At 55.4% G+C, this 18,703-nt stretch carries 18 protein-coding genes and 1 pseudogene; 10 read left to right on the top strand and 9 right to left on the bottom strand.

The annotated features are described in order from the left end of the window. The first annotated feature begins 66 nt into the window (after window positions 1–66). Together ampR and ACQ66Q_RS16295 are read left to right on the top strand one after the other, a co-directional pair. Complete coding sequence (gene ampR, locus ACQ66Q_RS16300) at window positions 67–999, top strand: LysR family transcriptional regulator AmpR (RefSeq protein WP_430457754.1); 933 nt, start codon at window positions 67–69, stop codon at window positions 997–999. Further along, window positions 996–2,120 (top strand): GrpB family protein, encoded by a 1,125-nt coding sequence (locus ACQ66Q_RS16295; protein WP_430457753.1) that lies wholly within the window; start codon window positions 996–998, stop codon window positions 2,118–2,120. Before ampR ends, ACQ66Q_RS16295 begins: the two co-directional genes overlap by 4 nt. Here the strand turns inward: ACQ66Q_RS16295 and ACQ66Q_RS16290 are convergent. Continuing rightward, window positions 2,117–2,488, bottom strand: coding sequence for a VOC family protein (locus tag ACQ66Q_RS16290; RefSeq protein WP_430457752.1), 372 nt, complete (start codon window positions 2,486–2,488; stop codon window positions 2,117–2,119). The two genes, ACQ66Q_RS16295 and ACQ66Q_RS16290, sit on opposite strands and share 4 nt — an antisense overlap. 69 nt (window positions 2,489–2,557) lie before the next feature. Then, window positions 2,558–3,883 carry a hypothetical protein gene (locus ACQ66Q_RS16285; RefSeq protein ID WP_430457751.1) on the bottom strand — a complete coding sequence of 442 codons (1,326 nt, stop codon included), beginning with the start codon at window positions 3,881–3,883 and terminating at the stop codon, window positions 2,558–2,560. 136 nt (window positions 3,884–4,019) lie between these two features. Here ACQ66Q_RS16285 and ACQ66Q_RS16280 point away from each other — a divergent pair, with 136 nt between their 5' ends. From ACQ66Q_RS16280 to ACQ66Q_RS16255, 6 genes are all read left to right on the top strand, one after another. Further along, window positions 4,020–4,403: an acyl-CoA thioesterase gene (locus ACQ66Q_RS16280; RefSeq protein WP_430457750.1), complete on the top strand. Its 384-nt coding sequence runs from the start codon at window positions 4,020–4,022 to the stop codon at window positions 4,401–4,403. Between the two features lie 79 nt (window positions 4,404–4,482). Beyond that, window positions 4,483–5,250, top strand: coding sequence for a substrate-binding periplasmic protein (locus tag ACQ66Q_RS16275; protein WP_430457749.1), 768 nt, complete (start codon window positions 4,483–4,485; stop codon window positions 5,248–5,250). A gap of 77 nt (window positions 5,251–5,327) precedes the next feature. After that, a complete protein-coding gene (locus ACQ66Q_RS16270; RefSeq protein WP_430457748.1) occupies window positions 5,328–6,170 on the top strand; it encodes a polysaccharide deacetylase family protein in 843 nt (280 codons plus the stop codon). 246 nt (window positions 6,171–6,416) lie between these two features. After that, complete coding sequence (locus ACQ66Q_RS16265) at window positions 6,417–7,220, top strand: phosphatase PAP2 family protein (RefSeq protein ID WP_430457747.1); 804 nt, start codon at window positions 6,417–6,419, stop codon at window positions 7,218–7,220. Continuing rightward, window positions 7,220–8,875, top strand: a complete 1,656-nt coding sequence (locus tag ACQ66Q_RS16260) for a phosphoethanolamine transferase (protein ID WP_430457746.1) — start codon at window positions 7,220–7,222, stop codon at window positions 8,873–8,875. Before ACQ66Q_RS16265 ends, ACQ66Q_RS16260 begins: the two co-directional genes overlap by 1 nt. Window position 8,876: 1 nt before the next feature. After that, on the top strand, window positions 8,877–10,754 hold the full coding sequence (locus tag ACQ66Q_RS16255) for a hypothetical protein (RefSeq protein ID WP_430457745.1): 1,878 nt from the start codon (window positions 8,877–8,879) through the stop codon (window positions 10,752–10,754). 116 nt (window positions 10,755–10,870) lie between these two features. Here ACQ66Q_RS16255 and ACQ66Q_RS16250 read toward each other — a convergent pair. The 5 genes and pseudogenes from ACQ66Q_RS16250 to ACQ66Q_RS16230 all read right to left on the bottom strand — a co-directional run. Then, window positions 10,871–11,116, bottom strand: a pseudogene (locus ACQ66Q_RS16250) (transposase); the annotation flags it as partial. A gap of 439 nt (window positions 11,117–11,555) precedes the next feature. After that, window positions 11,556–12,389, bottom strand: a complete 834-nt coding sequence (locus ACQ66Q_RS16245) for a hypothetical protein (RefSeq protein ID WP_430457744.1) — start codon at window positions 12,387–12,389, stop codon at window positions 11,556–11,558. Beyond that, on the bottom strand, window positions 12,386–13,468 hold the full coding sequence (locus tag ACQ66Q_RS16240; RefSeq protein ID WP_430457743.1) for a flavin-containing monooxygenase: 1,083 nt from the start codon (window positions 13,466–13,468) through the stop codon (window positions 12,386–12,388). Before ACQ66Q_RS16240 ends, ACQ66Q_RS16245 begins: the two co-directional genes overlap by 4 nt. Before the next feature lie 49 nt (window positions 13,469–13,517). Further along, window positions 13,518–13,802: an ArsR/SmtB family transcription factor gene (locus tag ACQ66Q_RS16235; protein WP_430457742.1), complete on the bottom strand. Its 285-nt coding sequence runs from the start codon at window positions 13,800–13,802 to the stop codon at window positions 13,518–13,520. An 89-nt stretch (window positions 13,803–13,891) separates the two neighbouring features. Next, window positions 13,892–14,791 (bottom strand): LysR family transcriptional regulator, encoded by a 900-nt coding sequence (locus ACQ66Q_RS16230; RefSeq protein ID WP_430457741.1) that lies wholly within the window; start codon window positions 14,789–14,791, stop codon window positions 13,892–13,894. Window positions 14,792–14,890: 99 nt separating this feature from the next. Here ACQ66Q_RS16230 and ACQ66Q_RS16225 point away from each other — a divergent pair, with 99 nt between their 5' ends. Then, window positions 14,891–15,886, top strand: a complete 996-nt coding sequence (locus ACQ66Q_RS16225) for a TDT family transporter (protein WP_430457740.1) — start codon at window positions 14,891–14,893, stop codon at window positions 15,884–15,886. Here the strand turns inward: ACQ66Q_RS16225 and ACQ66Q_RS16220 are convergent. Then, window positions 15,883–16,734, bottom strand: a complete 852-nt coding sequence (locus ACQ66Q_RS16220) for a hypothetical protein (RefSeq protein ID WP_430457739.1) — start codon at window positions 16,732–16,734, stop codon at window positions 15,883–15,885. The genes ACQ66Q_RS16225 and ACQ66Q_RS16220 overlap by 4 nt on opposite strands. A gap of 213 nt (window positions 16,735–16,947) precedes the next feature. On the opposite strand from ACQ66Q_RS16220, the gene ACQ66Q_RS16215 reads away from it, so the two are divergent. Then, window positions 16,948–17,874: a hypothetical protein gene (locus ACQ66Q_RS16215; protein ID WP_430457738.1), complete on the top strand. Its 927-nt coding sequence runs from the start codon at window positions 16,948–16,950 to the stop codon at window positions 17,872–17,874. Here the strand turns inward: ACQ66Q_RS16215 and ACQ66Q_RS16210 are convergent. After that, on the bottom strand, window positions 17,871–18,686 hold the full coding sequence (locus ACQ66Q_RS16210; RefSeq protein ID WP_430457737.1) for a substrate-binding periplasmic protein: 816 nt from the start codon (window positions 18,684–18,686) through the stop codon (window positions 17,871–17,873). The genes ACQ66Q_RS16215 and ACQ66Q_RS16210 overlap by 4 nt on opposite strands. Between the last annotated feature and the right edge of the window lie 17 nt (window positions 18,687–18,703).

The raw sequence follows: 18,703 nt of genomic DNA, 5'->3' as shown, positions 1-18,703 counted from the left end.
CGCCAGACAAACGGTTAATTTGCATATCAGCTGTTAGAAAAACTTACAGAAAGGCGTAACAAGCCGATGACTCGTCGTTATATCCCGCTGAAATCACTGCGCGCCTTTGAAGCCGCCGCCCGGCATTTAAGTTTCACCCACGCCGCCATCGAGCTGAACGTGACGCATTCGGCGGTCAGCCAACAGGTAAAATTGCTGGAAGATCAACTGAATTGCCCGCTGTTTTTGCGCATTCCACGTGGGTTGGCACTGACGCCGGAAGGTGAAACATTGCTGCCGGTGCTGAACGAATCTTTTGACCGCATTGCACAGCTGTTAGATTATTTTGCCGGTCGCAAAGTGCAGGAAAAGCTAAAAATCGGCGTAGTCGGCACTTTTGCCACCGGTTTTTTGTTGCCGCGCCTCAGCGCGTTTTATCAGAAATTTCCGCATATCGAACTGCAGATCTCGACCAATAACAACAGAGTCGATGTGGCCGCCGAAGGCCTCGACTATGCCATCCGCTTTGGCAGTGGCGCCTGGCACGGCACTGCCGCTTTGTATTTATGCGACAGCCCACTCACACCGCTGTGCACGCCAGAGATTGCCGCAGCGCTGCAACAACCGGCTGATCTGTTGAACTTCACGTTGCTGCGCTCGTACCGGCGCGACGAATGGACCGCTTGGCTGCAACAAGCCGGCGGGCCACAGCTGCCCCCGACCCATCCGGTTATCGTGTTTGATTCCAGTGTGACGATGCTCGAAGCGGCCCAAACCGGTATTGGCGTCGCCATAGCACCAGCGCGAATGTTCAGCCATTTGCTGCGATCTGGCAGAATTCAGCGGCCATTTAGCAGCGAAATCAGCTTTGGCAGTTACTGGCTGACCCGACTGCAATCCAAAGCCGAAACCAGTGCGATGCGCGAATTTGCCCAGTGGCTGAGTGCCGAGCTGGTGGCAAGTGCAGAGCTGCATAACAATACGGAACCACAGATAGTCACTACAGGCGCAGAACAATGAACAAGCAGCCACTTCCACAGCGCACCGTCACCGTCCTGCCCTATCAGGATCACTGGCCACTGGCTTTTGCCAGTGAACAGGCGGCCCTGTTGAAAGTTCTCGGTTCAACCGCGCTGGCGCTGCATCATATCGGTAGCACCGCAGTGCCCGGCCTCGCTGCTAAACCTATTGTGGATTTACTGCTGGAAGTGACAGATCTGGCCGCGCTGGATCAGCAAACGGCAGCCCTGGCAGCGCTGGGTTATGTCAATAGAGGCGAAAATGGTATCGCCGGTCGGCGTTATTTTTATAAAAACAGCGCTGAACACCCGCAGCAACGCAGCCATCATTTGCACGCCTTTGTCCGCGGCGCCCCGCAGATCCGCCAACATCTGACCCTGCGAGATTACTTGAGGGGACACCCGGTCGCCGTCGCAGCATACGCCGCACTCAAACTGGCACTTGCCCAACAATTCCCGAATGACACTCAGCGTTATCAAGCCGGCAAAGACCACTTTATTGCGCAGCTGCTGCAACAGGCTCTTCATACACAAGACCTCTCCAACGGCTACCAAACCAAGGCAGCGGAATTTCGTTATTGGCGCGAACAATCGTCGATTGGCGTGACGACTGTGTTGCAGTGGGCGCAGGGGTTGCCGGCGGGGGCTGCTGTGCTGGACCTTGGCTGCGGCAGTGGTTTACCGCTCGGTAAAGCCCTATCTGATCAAGGCTTTTCACTATTTGGCATCGACGCGGCTCCTGCACTGGCCACGGCGTATCAACAGCATTTACCGCAGGCGACTGTGGCTTGTGAAGCGCTGCAAGATTCGGATTTTTTTCAACGCCAGTTTGCTGCTGTGCTTTGTGTCGGCGTGTTATTTTTATTGCCGGAAGTAACGCAGCGCCAGCTGTTTGCCAAAGTCGCCGCCGCGTTATTACCAGGTGGAGTCTGGCTGTTCAGTGCGCCGGCACAGGCTTGTTGTTGGGTTGATGTGCTGACCGGGCAGGAATCCATTTCTTTAGGTGCGGCTTGTTATCAGCAGCTATTGGCACAGGCGGGGTTACGTCTGCAGGCGCAGTATCAGGACGAAGGCGGCAATCATTATTTTGCCGCACAACGCCCTAAAAAAGACGAGACTTAACCGAAGTGGTTAAAACAAACTTTGTTGCCGTCTAAATCGCGGATGTAAGCCCCATAAAACACACCCGGAATACGCTGGCCCGGTGCGCCGTCGCACGTAGCGCCCAGTGCAATGGCCTTGTGATACAGCTGATCAACCAGCTCTTTTGAGCCCGGCGCCAGCGCCAGCATCACGCCGTTGCCCGGATGCGGGTCTTCTTTGTTAAACGGCACACAAACTGCCAGCATCGGCTCTTTGTTACTTTTACCGATGAAAATAATCCGCTCCATATTAATCAGCCGTTTTGCGCCTAAATCACCCAGTAAACTGGTGTAAAAATCAGCAGCTTGCTGTAAGTCGCGGGTACCGAGTGTGACATAACTAATCATTGTATGCTCCGTCAGAGGAAGTGGGTTTTGTTCCCAAGCATACGCTGTTACAGCGCGATCAGACCAGCGTCAACGATAAAACCGTCGCCAAAGTAGCAACACCAGCAACAAAGCTAATACGGCACAAAGTACGGTCAGCCCCCACACCTGTTGCTCCTTTGTCTGAATTTCTGCGCGACTGACGCTGAGTTGCTGCTGCACGTCGACCAGTTTTAGCTCACGGCTGCGTTGTTCGGCAATTAATAAAGTGCTGCTGAGCTGGGCCTGCGTTTGATGCTGTTCTGCGTCGAACTGGCGCTGCAGCCGCAGGCTTTGCTGTAATGCGTCAAATGCCGCCTGCTGCTGACTCTGCTGCGCCAATAACTGCACCCAGCGTTGTTGCTCTGGCAGATACAGCGCTAGCCGATGTTGGCTCAGCCAGCCGCTGCCATCAGCAAACTGGGCCTGCGCTTTCGCAAATTTCCCTTGCGCCAGCAACGTCATCGCATGGCGCAACCCACTGATCGCTATCCATTCACGATCGCCGCTTTGTGCTGTCAATTGTTGCAGTTGCCTGCTCAGCGGCAATGCCAAATCGATTTGTGATTGCTGCAGATAAAGCGCCAATAACGCCAGACCGGCCGGTACTGACTGCTGTTGCCATAACGTCTGATACAAGGCTTGCGCTTGCTGTAGCCGTCCCGTCGCCAGCAATATACCGGCTTGAGTCAGCTGCAGCTGCTGCTGTTGGCTGGAGTCAGTTTGCAGCGCCAACGCTTGGTGAATACTGCGTAGCGCGTCCGGATAATGTCCCAACGCAGTTTGCACTTCGGCCTGCACCGCCAGACTGTCGGCTTCGAGCTGTGGCAACCGATTATCCCGGGCAATACTGAGCACCAACGCAACGGCACTGGCGGCGCTGTCAGCAAAGCCGCTCTGCAGCGCGTCACGCGCATAATCCAGGCCAATCCAGGCATGCAAAGTCGGCGTGTCGCGTTCGGTCAGGCTGTGATAGGCCAGAAAACTGAGCTGGCGCGTATCCATCGACTCACCGGCGCTGAATTTACTGAGCTGCTGGCATTTATAGCCGGCCGCACTGCCAGCAAATTCACTGCTGGTGCTCTGTGCTTCCAGCTGTTTCAGCGCCACCCGGGCATTATCCAACGCAGCTTTGTCACCGGCCTGCAGTGCAAAGCGACAGCGCTGTGCCCACAAGAAGGCCTGCTCTGCTGGCGCTGTCACGTCGAGCCTGTTCAGCTCAGCGCTGACCTGCTCACGCGCTGCCACCGGCCGCTGCATCGTTAATTGCCAGATCTGCTGCTCGCCGGTCGAGAATGTCAGTTCACGCGGGTATTCCTGCGCGCTGGCACTGACACTCAACAGCGCAACGCAGTAACCAATCCACCGGTTCTTCACATGCCGACTCCGCTTGCCTTCACCGCACCGGCGGCGTTGCTGTGATGCTTTGCAAGCGCCGGACACTGGGGTACCTTGTGGCTTAACTTATCATGCACAGCTGCCGCTGCAGCGGGTTTTTCGTAACAGGATTTGTATGCTGACAGAGACTATCCAGCCACGTTTTAATGAAACTGATGCGCTCGGCCATATCAACAATACAGTCGTCGCCGCCTGGTTTGAAGGCGCGCGCGACCCGATTTTCCGGCTGTTTACGCCGGATTTGAACCCGGCGCAGTGGCGGCTGATCCTGGCGAAGTTTTCAGTCGAATTTCATGCGGAGTTGTTTTACGGCACGCCGGTTGAGATCAGAAGCCATATCAGCCGGATCGGCGGCAGTTCATTTGATGTGACGCAGGAAGTCTGGCAACGGGGAAAACGCTGCGCCAGTGGTGTCGCTGTGTTGGTACAATATGATTTTGCTAACAAAAGTAGCGTGCCCCTGCCAGAAGGCCTCAAACAACAATTACTGGCGGTTTAAGCAACGGCTCTGTACAAAAAATGTATTTCATTGCAACATCAGCCATCATCATTCCACATGTTCAGCATGGAGCGCGGACGTGAAATTATTGCCATGGATCTTAGCTGTCTGCCTGCTGGGCAGCTTTGTCAGCACCGCAGCCGAAAGCAAAATGACAATCCGGCTCGCCAGCAGCGATTATCAACCTTATTATGGGCCACAGGCCAGAAACCACGGCCCTTTGGCAGAGCTCATCCATAGCGCATTTGCCAGTCAGCAAGTCGAATCGTCGATTGAATTTATGCCCTGGACCGAGGCGTTGCAGCGGGCTCAAACTGCAGATTTCGCTGGTCTGGTTTGTGGTTGGGACCATCCGCTGCGCCGACAACATTATCTGTTTTCCAGCCCGCTTTATTACAACGAGTTGCGCTTTTTTGCGTATCAGAAAATTGGCCAACGAAATTTAAAACTGCTGGCTCAACAGCTGCCAAGACTCGGTTTGGTGAAAGACTATGCCTATCCGGAGCGAGTCAGTGAAGCGGGTTTTGAAATTACCATAGTCAACAGCGATCATGCCCTGCTGGACCTGCTGCTACAGCACAAAGTCGATCTGATCCTGTCCGACAGTGCCACCACCCAATACTGGCTGCAACAACAACCCGTGCAGACACAACTGCAGATCCAGCCATCAGAACAAGTGCTGGCACGCAAGTCTATGCATCTGTTGATTAGTAAAACCCATCCTCATGCCAGACATTTGCTACAGCAGTTTGAGCGCGGTCTGCAGCTGTTGGAAAAAAATGGCCGCTGGGCGCAAATTCTGACGCCACTGGAGCTACCAAAACCGGTGCGGCAGCATTTACACTGACACGTCGCTGGCAACACCATTGACGCCAACCGCCGAGCCTGTGAAGTGAACAATACTGGCAACCAAGGAATACCCTGATGTCTGAACTGTGTTTGTTAATGCGGATCCGCCGCTGCTTGTTGCCGGTGATCGTTGTCGCTGGTGGCGCGCTGGTTTGTACTGCCAACGCCACAGCCGCCTTCAGCTGGCCAAATGGCGCTAAAGCGGCGGTCAGTCTGGCTTATGACGATGCGCTGCCCAGTCAGTTGGAAACCGCGATCCCGCAGCTGAATGCCGCAGGCCTCAAAGGCAGTTTTTATTTGCCGTTGTCGGCAGAAACCGTGCAAAGCCGGCTGGCTGACTGGCGCGCGGCGGCGGCACAGGGACATGAATTGGGCAATCACACGCTGTTTCATCAATGTGCTAAATCCTTGCCGGGCCGCGACTGGGTAAGCAAAGACCGCGATTTAGATAAGACACCGGCGTCGCGTTTAATTGCTGAGATCCGCGTCGGCAATGCATTTTTGCAGGCGATGGACGGTAAAACCAAACGCACCTTTACCGCGCCTTGTACTGATCAAGTCGCGGCGGGTACGCCTTATTTGCCGCTGCTGAGCAGTGATTTTGTCGCGATGAAAACCACGGTCGGCGGCGTAGTGGCGGATATGAAAACACTGAATATCCACGCCGTGCCGGTGATCACGCCGTCTGAGATCAGCGGCGCACAGCTGATAGCCTGGGTCAAAGCAGCCGGCGTCAAAGGGACGATGGTCAATTTCACTTTTCACGGTATCGGCGACGACCATCTGCAGATCTCAAGTGCCGCGCACGCTGAGCTGCTGCAGTTTCTGGCCAGCCATAAAAACGAATACTGGACCGATACCTTCCTCAATCTGATGGAGCATGTGAAATCGCAACAAGCGCAAAGTCAGCAACGCTGACCGCCGCCAATACCAGATAAGTTCGTAGGGTCGGTAAGCAAAGCGCCACCGACCGCCACCTGCCCACCGAAACGTCGCCACCAATGCCAGTTATATTCGTAGGGTCGGTAAGCAAAGCGCCACCGACCGCTACCTGCCCGCCGAAGCGTCGGACCGCCGACTGACCGATAATTTGTTCACTTAAGTTTACTTTAAGACTGCCCCGTTAGGCTGCGATCATTGTCATCCCGCCTTTTGGGGTTTTGAGTGTCTCTGACCGCTGTTTTGCCATCTGCCCGACAATTGCTGCTGCGCCCGCTGCTGGTGCTGAGTCTGCTGTTTGGCCTCTGTTATGGCCTGAATGCCGATTTTGCGCTGGCAAGTTTCTGGTATCAGCTGCAGGGGCACGATTGGGCACTACAACATTATTGGCTGACCGAAGAAGTGCTACACCGCGGTGTGCGTAGCCTCAATCAATGGGTCATCGCCGCGCTATTTCTGCATTTCATCGGGCAAATCTTTCGGCAAAAATACCAACAGCAACGCGCTCCCTCTGTGCTGATGCCAGCAAGCCGCTGGACAGCGGCGCGTCAGCAGGCACATGGCCGGCTGTTAATGAGCCTGGCGCTGAGCCTGGCCGGTGTCGCCATCCTCAAACACAGTTTACCGATGGATTGCCCCTGGGATTTACAGCCTTTTGGCGGCGACCAGACTTTCATCGGTCTGTTTAGCAGCTGGCCTGCCAACCGGGCACCAAACGCCTGTTTCCCGGCCGGTCACGCCAGTATCGGTTACGCCTGGCTGGGTCTGTACTTCTTCTGTTTACAACTGTATCCGCTACTTGCGCGGCCAGCATTGATCTTTAGCCTGCTGCTTGGCATCAGTCTTGGTCTGGTGCAACAACTGCGCGGTGCGCATTTTATCTCGCATGACATTGCCAGCGCCGCCTGGTGCTGGAGCATGGCCTGTTTATGCGCTTATTGGCCGACACTACGCTGCGCCCTGCAGAGCACAGTCCACCGACTCAATTTCCTGAATACTACGACACGGACACAACGAGGCACGCTGTAATGACCGAACTCACCTTGCATTGGCTACAACGCACCCACGGTTTTTTGCTGAACCCAAGCCGGCGTTTTGTATTGTCGCCGATGGTTTATGCCTTATTGCTGGCCGTACTGACGACGCTGTTATTTCAAACGCCGTTTTTAAGCCAGGTGCAGCAGAAGATCCCCGGCCAATATGGCCTGCAGGCTGTATTGTTATTGGTGTTGTTGCTGCTGAACAGCTTGATATACGTGCTGTTGAGCCTGCCCGGTCTGCCACGGCTGCAACGCGCTCTGCTTTGCAGTTTTTTCCTTATCGCCGCAATCAGCCATTATTTCATCAGCCATTTTGGCACTGTGATTGACCGCGAAATGCTGCAAAACGTGTTGGAAACGGATCTGGCCGAAGCCAGTGGTTTACTGAATCCAGACTTAATTTTCACCACGGCCGGCTGGTTGCTGTTACTCGGCTGGCTCAATCTGAAAATTGTCTTCAAAACCCAGTCCTGGCGGCGCAGTGCCAGCCAGTGGCTGTTAACGCTGGTGTTAGTGTGTAGCGGGATTGGTGCAGTCGCCGCCACCCAATATGCAGAACTCGCCAGTTTTTTTCGCAATTACCGCGATGTGAAATTTTTCGCACTGCCGATCAGCCCATTGTCGGCCAGTATTTCCGTGACCAAACAACAAATCGCCGCGCATTTCCCGCCGACTTTTCATGTGCTTGGCACTGATGTACGCAATCTGGCTCCTGCTGCAGCACCAAGAACGCTAGTGCTGGTGCTCGGTGAAACCGCCCGCGCCGACCATTTTCAGTTAAACGGCTACAGCCGCCCGACCAACCCGCGCTTAAGCCAGCTGCCGGTGATTAGTTTCAGTCAGGTCAGTTCGTGTGGCACCGCCACGGCACACTCTGTACCGTGCATGTTCTCCGGTATGGGTCGTGAGCACTATGACGAAACCACGGCCAAAAACAGCAGCAATGTGCTGGATATCCTGCAAAGCAGTGGTGTGGACGTCAGCTGGTATGACAATAATTCCGGCTGCAAAGGTGTGTGCGACCGGCTGCAGCATCAGATGTTATTCGAATTGCCGGAATGTCAGGCCAATGACGGCTGTACCGATGCGGTCTTGCTACAGGCGCTGCAGCGTGAACTGGCGCAGCCTGCGGGCAAAGACCGGATTATTGTGTTGCACCAGCTGGGCAGCCATGGCCCGGAATACGCGCGCCGCAGCACCGCACAACAAAAAGTATTTGCCCCGGAATGCACAGATAAAGAACTGAATCATTGCCCGGCGCAGCAGATCATCAATGCCTACGACAACAGTCTGCTCGCCACCGACGAACTGCTGGCCAACGTGGTGCAACAGCTGCAAACCTTGCCGGACAGCGCTATGTTGTATGTATCTGACCATGGCGAATCGCTGGGAGAAAACGGCGTCTATTTACATGGTCTGCCGTATTGGATGGCACCGAAAGCGCAAACCGGCGTGCCGCTGATTTGGTGGATGTCACAAAGTTTTGCCCAAGGCCAGAATTTGAGTTATGAATGTCTGAAACATCAGCAGCAACAAGCACTTAGTCATGACCATCTGTTCCACAGTCTGCCGGCGCTGTTTGCCCGCAGCAGTAAAGAGTTCCGGCCCGAACTGAATCTGTTTGCTGCCTGCAGCAGGAGGTAATATGCAGTCCCTGCGTTTGTCGATGTTGCACTGTGCGCTGTGCAGTGCTGTGGCGCCTCTGGTGTTCGTCTCAGGCGGCGTTAGCGCCGGTGAAACGGTGCAACAGGTGGAACCGGTCTCCAGTGAATTGTTCTGTGACTGGCTGGGGAAAAAGCCCGGCCGGAACAAAGACGCAGCGGCGACCAAAACAACGCAGGATGACCGCAGTATCCGGGTCGGCCAAGTCCATATCCGCACTGAACCGATTTTTATCGAAGATGCCGACGCTATCTGGTTGCATCATTTTGCCAACTGGGCCCATGTCACGACCCGCCCCGACACTGTGGCGCGCGAATTACCCTTTGCCAGCGGCCAGGACATCCAGCTCAGCGATTTAGCCGAAGCGGAACGGCTACTGCGCGATAAATCCTATCTGCACGACGCCAAAGTCCGGTTAAGCCCAACCTGCAATGTCGACCAAAGTTACGATGTGGAAGTCGAGACCTCAGATAACTGGAGCCTGCTGCCGTCGTTTGGCCTTGGCCGCAGCGGTGGCCAGAACAAATACGCGGTTGGTTTTAAAGAAGATAATTTCCTCGGTTTTGGCGTACGCACCTCAGTGAAATACCAAAGCGACGCTCAGCGCAGCGGCTACGAATTTAAGCTGGAAATGCCGCTGTCATTAGTCACCGGTTCCGTTGGCAATGACCTGTTTGCCCATAGTTATCTGACCGCCGAATGGACCAATAACGACGATGGCCACGTGCAGCAGCTGTTGCTGGAAAAACCATTTTATCAGGACGACAGCCGCTGGATGTACCGCACCGAGTGGCTCAGTGACCTGCAACAAACCCAGGTATTTCATAACGGCGCACTGGAGAATATTTTTGAAACCGACCACCGCCGCATCGACCTCAGTGCCGGACAGCTCTGGTCGTATCAAGACCGCGCCTCGACCCGGCTGTTAGCCGGCGTACTCAGTGAAGAATGGCGCTTTGCGCCTGCGTTGCTGCAACCGACGTTGGCACTGCCGCAAGACCGCAGCTGGGCTTATCCCTGGGTTGGCGTTGAATACAAACAACATGATTACCGCGTGCTCAGCGATATTTTGTTTATCGACCGCGCCGAAGACGTCAATCTGGGCTGGCACCATAGCCTGAAAGTCGGTGTGCAAAGCAGCAAACTACAGGCCGACACCTCGCTGGGTTACCGGCTGATCGGCCACAGCAGCAAAGGCTTTGGCGACCGCCGGCACTTAATCCTGCTCGATGCCGGCTTAGACCTGATCGATGGCCTGCAAGGCGGCGACTTACGCGAATGGCGGTTTAAAGCCGAAGATTTTTATCAGCTCAATGCCGATTTTACCTGGTACAACCGGGCCGAACTGACCCGGCGCAACCGCAGCTTTGCCGATCTGCCGCTGGAACTGGGCGGTGACAGTGGTCTGCGCGGTTATCCGCTGCAATACCAACACGGCATCAGCAAAACAGTACTGAGCAGTGAACTGCGCTGGTACCCGCGCATTAACCTGTACAAGATGCTGGATTTGGGGTTTGTCGCATTTGCTGACCTCGGCCGCGTCAACGGCGGCAGCGTGGCTGATCCACAACAATTAAATCCGGCCGCTATCGCCGCGCGCTTTGCGCTGCCACTGGGGGTCGACATGCTCACGCCGATGGCACCGCTGCCGCCAACGGAGCAAATCTACCTCAGTAACAGCGACTTATTACGGCAAAACCTGACCGACCGCTGGCTTGGCAGTGTGGGCGTTGGTATGCGGATTTATTCATCCAAATCCAGCAACAACCACGTAGTGCACATCGACCTGTCAACGCCAATGACCTCAGCCCCCGGCGTCGACAGCTGGGAGATTGAACTCAACGTCAGTAACAGGTTTTAGCGTAGCGACCGCCACGTGGTGCCCTACATTCTATTCCGAATAGCAAGTAGGTACGCGCAAGCGCAGCGCCGCCGTACGTTTACTGCCGCTGTACTGATTTCGTCAATATCAACCAACTAACTGTCGCCGTTAATCTGACTATTGCTGTCCCCGCACCAATCGGCACTATAGATGCCGGCAGCTACATAGCGGTGAAAGGTGGAATAGGGCCAATCCTGCACCCGATTTACCCAACCGTGTTTCAACGGGTTGCGGTGAACATATTCAAAGTGGTGCCTGTAATCATTGGCATCACGAATTAAATGCTCCCAATAATGCCGTTGCCAAATCCCGCGCTCTCGCCGTAATTCACGGGGGGGCGTCACACGACTACCGTCGCCGCACTCAAACACTCCCAGCCGGTCGTCGCACGATTAAAACCTCAAACCGCTGATTGTCATCGGCTCGCTACAACGGGTACTTGGCCTTTTTAGTTGTTTATGTGTTTAACGCAAGTGAATCAAAAGCAAATCTCGCTATTGAATCAGGCGGCCCGTTGGAGCGAGCCGTCTGAAAATCGTTGGCCAAGGTTTTAAAGCGCAGAGTGTTTGAGCGGTGCGACGCTAGCGCACCGCGAGTTGCTGCGCTGCCTTGGACGACGACTTTTCAGACGGGCTTTCGAGCGGAACCGGGCAAGCGCTTTTTGGTTACTTTTTATCGCGATAAAAAGTAACTCGCCCATCGGGCGAAACAGCTACCTGCAAGGCAAAGAACCTGCGTCAGCAGAAAAACGTTGAAGCACATAGCAAACGGGTCCGGTATTCAGCGCAGCGCCCGCCAGCACCACAATAACCAACCACACATCAGATACATGGCTAAACCAAAAGCCAACACGGTCGGCAACAGCGCGCTGGCCTGTGGCATCAGCGCCAATAGCGCGAGTATCAGCGTCAGATTGCGCACCAAGCTGACCAGCACCAGCGTTTTGCGCAGCACCAGCTGGCGCTCCAATAACAGCGGCGGCAAAATCAGCAGCAACACCAGTGTCGCCGCGGCCCATAACGGTTCAGCCGGCCCGCTCAACACGTCGGCGCCATGACGCAGCAGCAGCGCGACCACTAGGATCAGCACCAGCATAGTCCCCATCCGCTCCAGCCGCGGTTGCCAGCGTAAGCTCAATTGCGGCCAATACCGGGTGACTGCAATGCCGGCCAGAAAGGGCGCGACGGTGATCAGTAACAAATAACCAGCCAAATCGGCCAGCGACACCGCTCCAAACGAAAATATGTCGAACGCAAATCCATCCAACCAGACAAGACCTGCGATCACAATCAGGCTCAGCCCCTGCAACAGGATAATCAGCGTGGCCGTCAAGGCCGGCGCGGCAGCGGTTTTTTGCACAAAGGCACCGACCGAAGTACCACCGCCAGCGGCGATGCATAGTCCCATCGCGAGCAAAGTACCGTGCTGAAACCAGCTGGTTTGACTCGCCAGAATCAACAGCCCGAGCGCCGGGATCAGCAGGTTATAACCCAGGGTCGCCCGCAGCAGCACACCTGTTTGCTGGCGTGCATCGCTTTGTCGCCATGCCAGTCCGAGCGCAAGCATAATCAGCACGGTATTAAGCATGGCCCAGCTGTCGAGCCAGGCACTCATCGGCAACAGGCCCGTGCCACCGGCGCTGCGGCAGCTTTTGCCTGCAGATAATGCCGCAGCTGTTTGACCACGTGCACTGCATCGGGCCCGACACCGCGTAACGTGGCGGAGGCATGCGAACGTTGCCAGGCGGTTCCGACAAAAAACAGCCCGGGCACCTGAGTGGCCACACCGCCGCGCTGTTCTGCCGCAGCTCCCGCGTCCAGCCCATCCAGCCCGGCCAGATAGGCCGGGCTATTGATAAATCCGGTCGCCATGATCAGCGTATCGACAGGTTCGACGCTGTCGCCCCACTGCAGGCCATCGCGCGTCACGCAGTCAAACAAGGGCCGGAAATTCAGTGCGCCACTGGCAAAAGCCTGGCGGTACAAACCATGGTCCAGCACCGGCGTGGTCGGATTCAGCCGAAACCAGTCGCCCAGTGGCAACCGATCCAGGCCACTGCGGGTCAGCCAGACATGCAGATCCAAACCGAACGGTCGCTGCGTCATAAAACGTGGCGCCTGACGTGCCGTCAGGATCACCTGATGGGTTTGGGCCAGTTCATGGGCGATTTGCACGGCGGAGTTGCCAGAGCCGACGATGGCGACCCGTGCGCCTGCGACATCAGCCGGACGCAAATAGGCCGACGAATGCAACAAGCGACCGCCAAACTGCTGCAAGCCAGCAAACGCCGGTATATTTGGTTGATTAAAAGGCCCGCTGGCCGCAATCACCGCACGTGCCTGAAAGGTCTGGCCGGCTTCGGTGCTAAGCAGAAACCCCTCGCCTTCGCGCACAATCTGGCGGACCCGCGCCTGATAAACCAGCGGAAAATCAAAGTGCCGGGCATAATTTTCCAGATAGGCAATCACCTCATCCCGCAGCGGATAGCGTTCCGGATCGCCCGGAAATGGCAGTTCCGGCAAACTACTGAACCGGGCCGGCGAAAACAGCGTCAAGCTGTCGTAATAATGTGGCCAGGACCCGGCCGCGCGGTCGCCGGCTTCCAGAATTTTAAAACTCAGGCCGGCCTGAGTCAGCGCATGACCCGCAGCAAGCCCGGCCTGTCCTGCACCTATCACAGTGACATCTAACATGGTTCAAGATCCTTTATTTCGGGAAATAACGAATTATAAAATAAATGTATCAGCAACATTTTTTCAGGAACTGCCCCAACATATCGAGCGTGGCCTGGATCTGGTCCACATTCGGCCGGTATTCCACTTCTTTGCCGAACTTCTCACTGCGCAGCAAGCCGGCTTCTTTTAACTGTTTCAGGTGCTCAGACACCGTCGACATGCCGAGATTAGTGCGCTCGGCCACCACACTGACCGTCATCACATGCGTTTCGGCAAACAACAGCATGATCCGTTGCCGGTTTTCATTCGCCAGCGCGTGCAGGAATTTGTTCAGATCAGCAGGGATAGTCATTGCATGACACCATGGCATAACACTTCGGATTTTTCCGAATTATAAAGAGAAGGCCGCTGCGCCGTCAAGGGTAATAATCACCCAAGTCATTAATCTCGTAGCCGGCAAAAGCGGATAAAGCGCTGACTGGCGCCAGACAGGTATTTATCCTGATGCCAGCATAAGTGCAGCTGACGTGGCATCGGCTGGGCGAAGGGTAATACCACTAAGGCGCCGCTGTGGACGCGGTCCTGCACCGCCAGTTCCGACACCAGCGTCAGGCCAAGGCCTTGTTGCACGGTATTGAGCACAGCTTCTAACGTATTCAGTTCCAACACAGTGCCAGTGTTGGCCAGCTGCGGCCGCAGGTATTTATCAAACTGCTCGCGGCTACCCGACTGCGCTTCCCGCAATACCCAATATTGGCCGGCTAAATCAGCCACGCTCAACACTTCGCTGCTGGCTGCCACACGTTGCGCCAGCGGATGCGCCGGGCTTGTCACCAATAACATCTGGTCCTGCTGCCAGGCTTCGCTGTGCAGCTGCGGATGCGTCACTTCACCTTCAATCAGCGCCAAATCCAGCTCAAAGGCCAAGAGTCGCTCCGCCAGTTGCTGGCTGTTGGCGATAAACACGCTGAGCCGCCACTCGGGCCCAAGCTGCGCCAGCAACCGCGGGAGCAGATAATTGCCGATGGTCTGACTGGCACCGATGCGCAGCACGGCTTTGCCGCTGCCGCCTGTTTCGCCACTCTGCTGAAACAGCGCGCCGATATCATCCAGCCGCGTCAGCATTTCATCCGCCAGCGGCAGCAACAACGCGCCTTCACTGTTCAGCAGCAGATGCGGATGGGCGCGGTCAAATAACGGCGTACCGAGCTGCAGTTCCAGCTCTTTCAGCGCTTGGGAAATGGCGCCACGCGTCAGGCACAGCTGGTCGGCGGCGGCGCCTAGATTACCGAGCCGCGCCACTGCGACAAAAGCTTTGAGCTGACGAAAACTGATATTCATATAGTTTTTCTATACGCTGCGTTCAATATATACAGATATGCTAAATGATAAAGCGGCTCTAAGCTAGCTCTGACCGTTCGCAATGAAAGAGGTGAACCCATGAGCAAGCTCGTATTTCCACATCTGGCCGCACGACTGACTGCTCGCCTATCCACGGTGCCGACTGCAGCTGCGGGTCTGGCATTGGGTCTGGCCAGCCTCGGTTGGTGTGCCGACCAGTTGTTTCAGCAACAAGGCAAAGTACAACTGGCTGCCGCGCTGCTGGCGCTGCCATTGTTATTGGCAGTCGTGCTGAAGTTTCTGAGCGCGCCGCGCTTACTGCAGCAAGAGCTGGCACACCCGGTGGCCGGCAGCCTGTTACCGGTGATTTGTATGGCAACTCTCGTGCAAAGCGCCGCGCTGCAGCAGATCGCCGCAGCCCCTGCCACAGCGCTATGGTGGCTGGCGCTTAGCGGCCATCTGAGTTTGCTGGCAGGATTTGTCCGCCACCGTCTGGCGCATTTTGCGCTGACGGATTTAGTGCCGGCCTGGTTTATCCCGCCGATTGGTTTTGTTGTGGCAGTGCTGAGTGCACCAGCCAGCGCGCCGCTGTGGCTGTTACAGACGTTGGCAGGCGCCGGCTTGCTGGCTTATGTCGTGATGTTACCGCTGATGTTGTACCGCTTACGCCGCGGCAGTCCGCTACCGGCACCGCAGCGGCCGCTGCTGGCTATTCTGGCCGCACCAGGCAGCCTGACGTTAAGTGGCCTGCTTTGTCTGCCGCTGACTGCTACTCCAACCGCAGCATTACTGTTGTTAAGTGCGGTCGCGTTGACGCTGACGTTACGCGTCTGGTGGCAACTGCCAAAGCTGTTAAGCGGCAGCTTTAACCCGGCGTTTGCCGCCTGTACTTTCCCGCTGGTGATTAGCGCCACCGCACTGTTGAAACTGTCAGGATATCTGGCCCAGCAGGCCGACCCGATGCTACAGCAGCTGGCACAGTGGCAACTCGGGCTGGCGCAACTTGAATTTACCGTGGCCATGGCGGTATGTGGTTATGTGCTGGCGCGGTATCTGCGCCAGCTCTGGCACTGGGGAACGCTGGTGAAAGCTTAATGCGTGGGGCTGTTGACCGGCCACTGCCGGTTTTGCCAATCGTACATCTGCAGGCTGAATAATGCCGCAACATACCATTGCTGTGTGGCCGCCGGTAAGTCTTTACTAACCCATAACCGCGACTGATCCAGGCTTAGCTGTAACGCCGCTTTGGTGTTTTGACCGTCGCCAACCAGATAACCGTATTCGCCGCCCTGAAAAAACGAATTGTATTTCGCCAGTTCCGGTGCTTCCTGCACCGGCGAAACCGTTAGGGCAATGCTGCCCTGATTCAGTTTATATACCGGCGCCGTGCCGGCTTTGTCTTCCACTACCAAGGTCGACACCTGGCCATCTTGCGTCAGCTTGCAGCCGAGGTAACTTAACTGTTGTTCCGACGTCTGCCAGTTGTAACTGTTGACACCGTTGTCGAGCGTCTCTTCGCCCTGACCAAACACCAGGATCTGACACTCTGCATGTACCGAAGCAGCCCCCTGCGCCTGTAAGTCAAAACTGAAGCTTTGCTCGGCGCGGGTATTAAATTTGTTGACCACATCGCCGGATAAATTCACCTCATCATGAAACATCAGCTGAAACAACAAACCACCGCGAGCGGTGGTTTGCCAGCCAGTGCTGGTACTGACTTTTTCGGTGCTTTTGCCGGATAAATCCATGTTAGTCAGCTGAAACGGGCCAATCGCCTGATGCCAGGCTTCATCGGTCAAAGTGAGCACCGGACGTTTTAGTGGCATCAGCTGCGCCTGTTGCTCAAAACCAACCGGCAGGGACATATCTTCTTCCGGGGTGGATTTGCAGGCAGACAGCGCCACAATGGTGACTAACGCGGTGGATAACAGTTTCAGCTTCATGGAACGGGCTCCGGGTTTAGCGGCTGCAAGATTGCAGGGCGAATGATAACAGCCAGTAAACAAGTTAATAGCTTTATCGCAACTGAACGACACTGCTCAGTCCAGTCGCTGAAACTTTGATCCAGATGAGGTTTCCGGCAAGCCAATACAGGACAGCCACAACTCTGCCAGATATACTGAGGCCAGCACTGCAGCAACGGGACAAACAGCGCCTTGAAACAATTTTGGCAATTGATCAGTCTGGTGATCCTGACCTGCGCTATTCAGCCGTTGCAGGCGCGTCCGGCCATTGACCTCAGCCAATTGCAGCAAATTTGCCTGCAATCGTATCCGCGTTGTGTGGCAGCCAGTGATGCAGCACTGCCACAAATTCAGCCACAAAGCCGGCTCTGGTACGAAGTGCAGTTGCTGAAACTAGATGCGATGTTTAGCCAGCAATCGGCTGCACCATTATTTGCACTGACCTCGGACTTCGTTGAAGACGACACCGCGCCCACGGCGTTTTTAGCGCGGATCTACATCTACCACGCTAAGTTGCTGTACGCGCAAGATCAAAAGCCGCAGAGCAAGTTCTATCTGGATAAGGCTGTGGCGCTGATGAGCGACTGGCAGCAAAGCACCGCCGATCCAATGAGTTATATCCGGCTTTATAACGTGCAACTGTATGCCGGTGGCAACTATCAGCACAGTTATAACCAATTGAGCCTGCTGGAGAAACGCTTCCAGACCAGCCAGGACGCCCGGCTGCACTATGAACTGCAGAACAATCTCGGTCACTACGCCGGCTATCTACAGCAACAAGACAAAGCGCTGCAGCACCGCCAGCAGGCACTGGGCTGGGCGGAAAAAATCGGTCATCCGGCCTTGCGTGCCGAAGCGCATTTTAATCTGGCCAGAGTCAGCACATTTAAAGCCTTATGGCAGGACGCGGAACGCAATTTTGTCGCGGCTTATGATAATTATCGTCAGGCGGAAGACCCCATCGCTCAAACCGAAAGTTTGCTATACCGCGCCGAAGCCTTATGGAAGATGCAACGCCACGGCGAAGCAAAGCAATTACTTGAGCAAGTGGATCTGACTTTGTTACCGCTGCATCGCCAACCGGATTTACAGCGCATCAGAGAGCTGCTGCGGCGTTAGTCGATGCGGCTCGGCGTATTTGCGGCGCCGCTACTTTGGTTTTGTTTGAATTGCTTGAGCATACGCAGATAATCACCGCTGCGCTGCAAGTCAGTCAGGCCAGCATCCAGCGCGTTGGCCAGCTCTGCACTTCTGGGTGTGGCGCGGCTGAAAGCGACGTAAATATCGCTGACATGATTGAGCTGGCCTTTTTGCAGCCTGACCTGGCGAAACGCTTGCTGCGCCAGATAATAATCCAGCACGTCATCAAAGAAGATCGCCAATTCCACTTTGTCATGCTGCAGCAAAGAAATCAGCTGCGGATGCGTCGACACCTCGACCAACTGAAAACGCTTTTTATGCTGCTCAAATAAATCGCCATATTCATAACCGAGGATCACACCGACCACAGTACCATCTGGGATCTCAGTCACAGAGCGGTAGTTTTTCGCCAGTTTGTGGTAATAAAACGAAGAAGGTGCCTGAAACAGCGGCTGTTGATGCAGCAGATAATCGCGTTCGGTGTTGGCCTGGCGCGTCACATTCCAGCAAGCGTCGGTTTTACCTTTGGCGGTGTAATACAAGGCGCGGGCGTATGGCACCACGACGGTTTCAATTTTATAACCGCTGCGGGCGAAGGCGGCACTGACCAGCTGGGCCGACAAGCCTTTGCCTTTTTCGTCCGAAAACGGCGGCCAATTGTCTTCGGCGGCGATGCGCACCGGCAGCTTGTTGTTTTCAACTCCAAGCGGTTGTGCTGCAGCAAACACAAAAGCTGGTGTGATAAACACCAGCCACAACAATAACTTGCCCCACAGCTTTACAACCGGCATCGGCAGACTCTGCTGAA

This window comes from Rheinheimera sp. (assembly GCF_965283995.1).
Lineage (GTDB): Bacteria > Pseudomonadota > Gammaproteobacteria > Enterobacterales > Alteromonadaceae > Pararheinheimera.
This window is presented reverse-complemented; position numbering and strand designations above follow the sequence as displayed.

Excerpts from the sequence above, each read along its gene's own strand:
- ACQ66Q_RS16225 (WP_430457740.1), top strand. The coding sequence starts at position 14,891 with ATGAGCAAGCTCGTATTTCCACATCTGGCCGCACGACTGACTGCTCGC.
- ACQ66Q_RS16260 (WP_430457746.1), top strand. The coding sequence starts at position 7,220 with ATGACCGAACTCACCTTGCATTGGCTACAACGCACCCACGGTTTTTTG.
- ACQ66Q_RS16255 (WP_430457745.1), top strand. The coding sequence starts at position 8,877 with ATGCAGTCCCTGCGTTTGTCGATGTTGCACTGTGCGCTGTGCAGTGCT.
- ACQ66Q_RS16290 (WP_430457752.1), bottom strand. The coding sequence starts at position 2,488 with ATGATTAGTTATGTCACACTCGGTACCCGCGACTTACAGCAAGCTGCT.
- ACQ66Q_RS16295 (WP_430457753.1), top strand. The coding sequence starts at position 996 with ATGAACAAGCAGCCACTTCCACAGCGCACCGTCACCGTCCTGCCCTAT.
- ACQ66Q_RS16210 (WP_430457737.1), bottom strand. The coding sequence starts at position 18,686 with ATGCCGGTTGTAAAGCTGTGGGGCAAGTTATTGTTGTGGCTGGTGTTT.
- ACQ66Q_RS16230 (WP_430457741.1), bottom strand. The coding sequence starts at position 14,791 with ATGAATATCAGTTTTCGTCAGCTCAAAGCTTTTGTCGCAGTGGCGCGG.
- ACQ66Q_RS16245 (WP_430457744.1), bottom strand. The coding sequence starts at position 12,389 with ATGAGTGCCTGGCTCGACAGCTGGGCCATGCTTAATACCGTGCTGATT.
- ACQ66Q_RS16280 (WP_430457750.1), top strand. The coding sequence starts at position 4,020 with ATGCTGACAGAGACTATCCAGCCACGTTTTAATGAAACTGATGCGCTC.
- ACQ66Q_RS16235 (WP_430457742.1), bottom strand. The coding sequence starts at position 13,802 with ATGACTATCCCTGCTGATCTGAACAAATTCCTGCACGCGCTGGCGAAT.
- ACQ66Q_RS16220 (WP_430457739.1), bottom strand. The coding sequence starts at position 16,734 with ATGAAGCTGAAACTGTTATCCACCGCGTTAGTCACCATTGTGGCGCTG.
- ampR (WP_430457754.1), top strand. The coding sequence starts at position 67 with ATGACTCGTCGTTATATCCCGCTGAAATCACTGCGCGCCTTTGAAGCC.
- ACQ66Q_RS16240 (WP_430457743.1), bottom strand. The coding sequence starts at position 13,468 with ATGTTAGATGTCACTGTGATAGGTGCAGGACAGGCCGGGCTTGCTGCG.
- ACQ66Q_RS16270 (WP_430457748.1), top strand. The coding sequence starts at position 5,328 with ATGTCTGAACTGTGTTTGTTAATGCGGATCCGCCGCTGCTTGTTGCCG.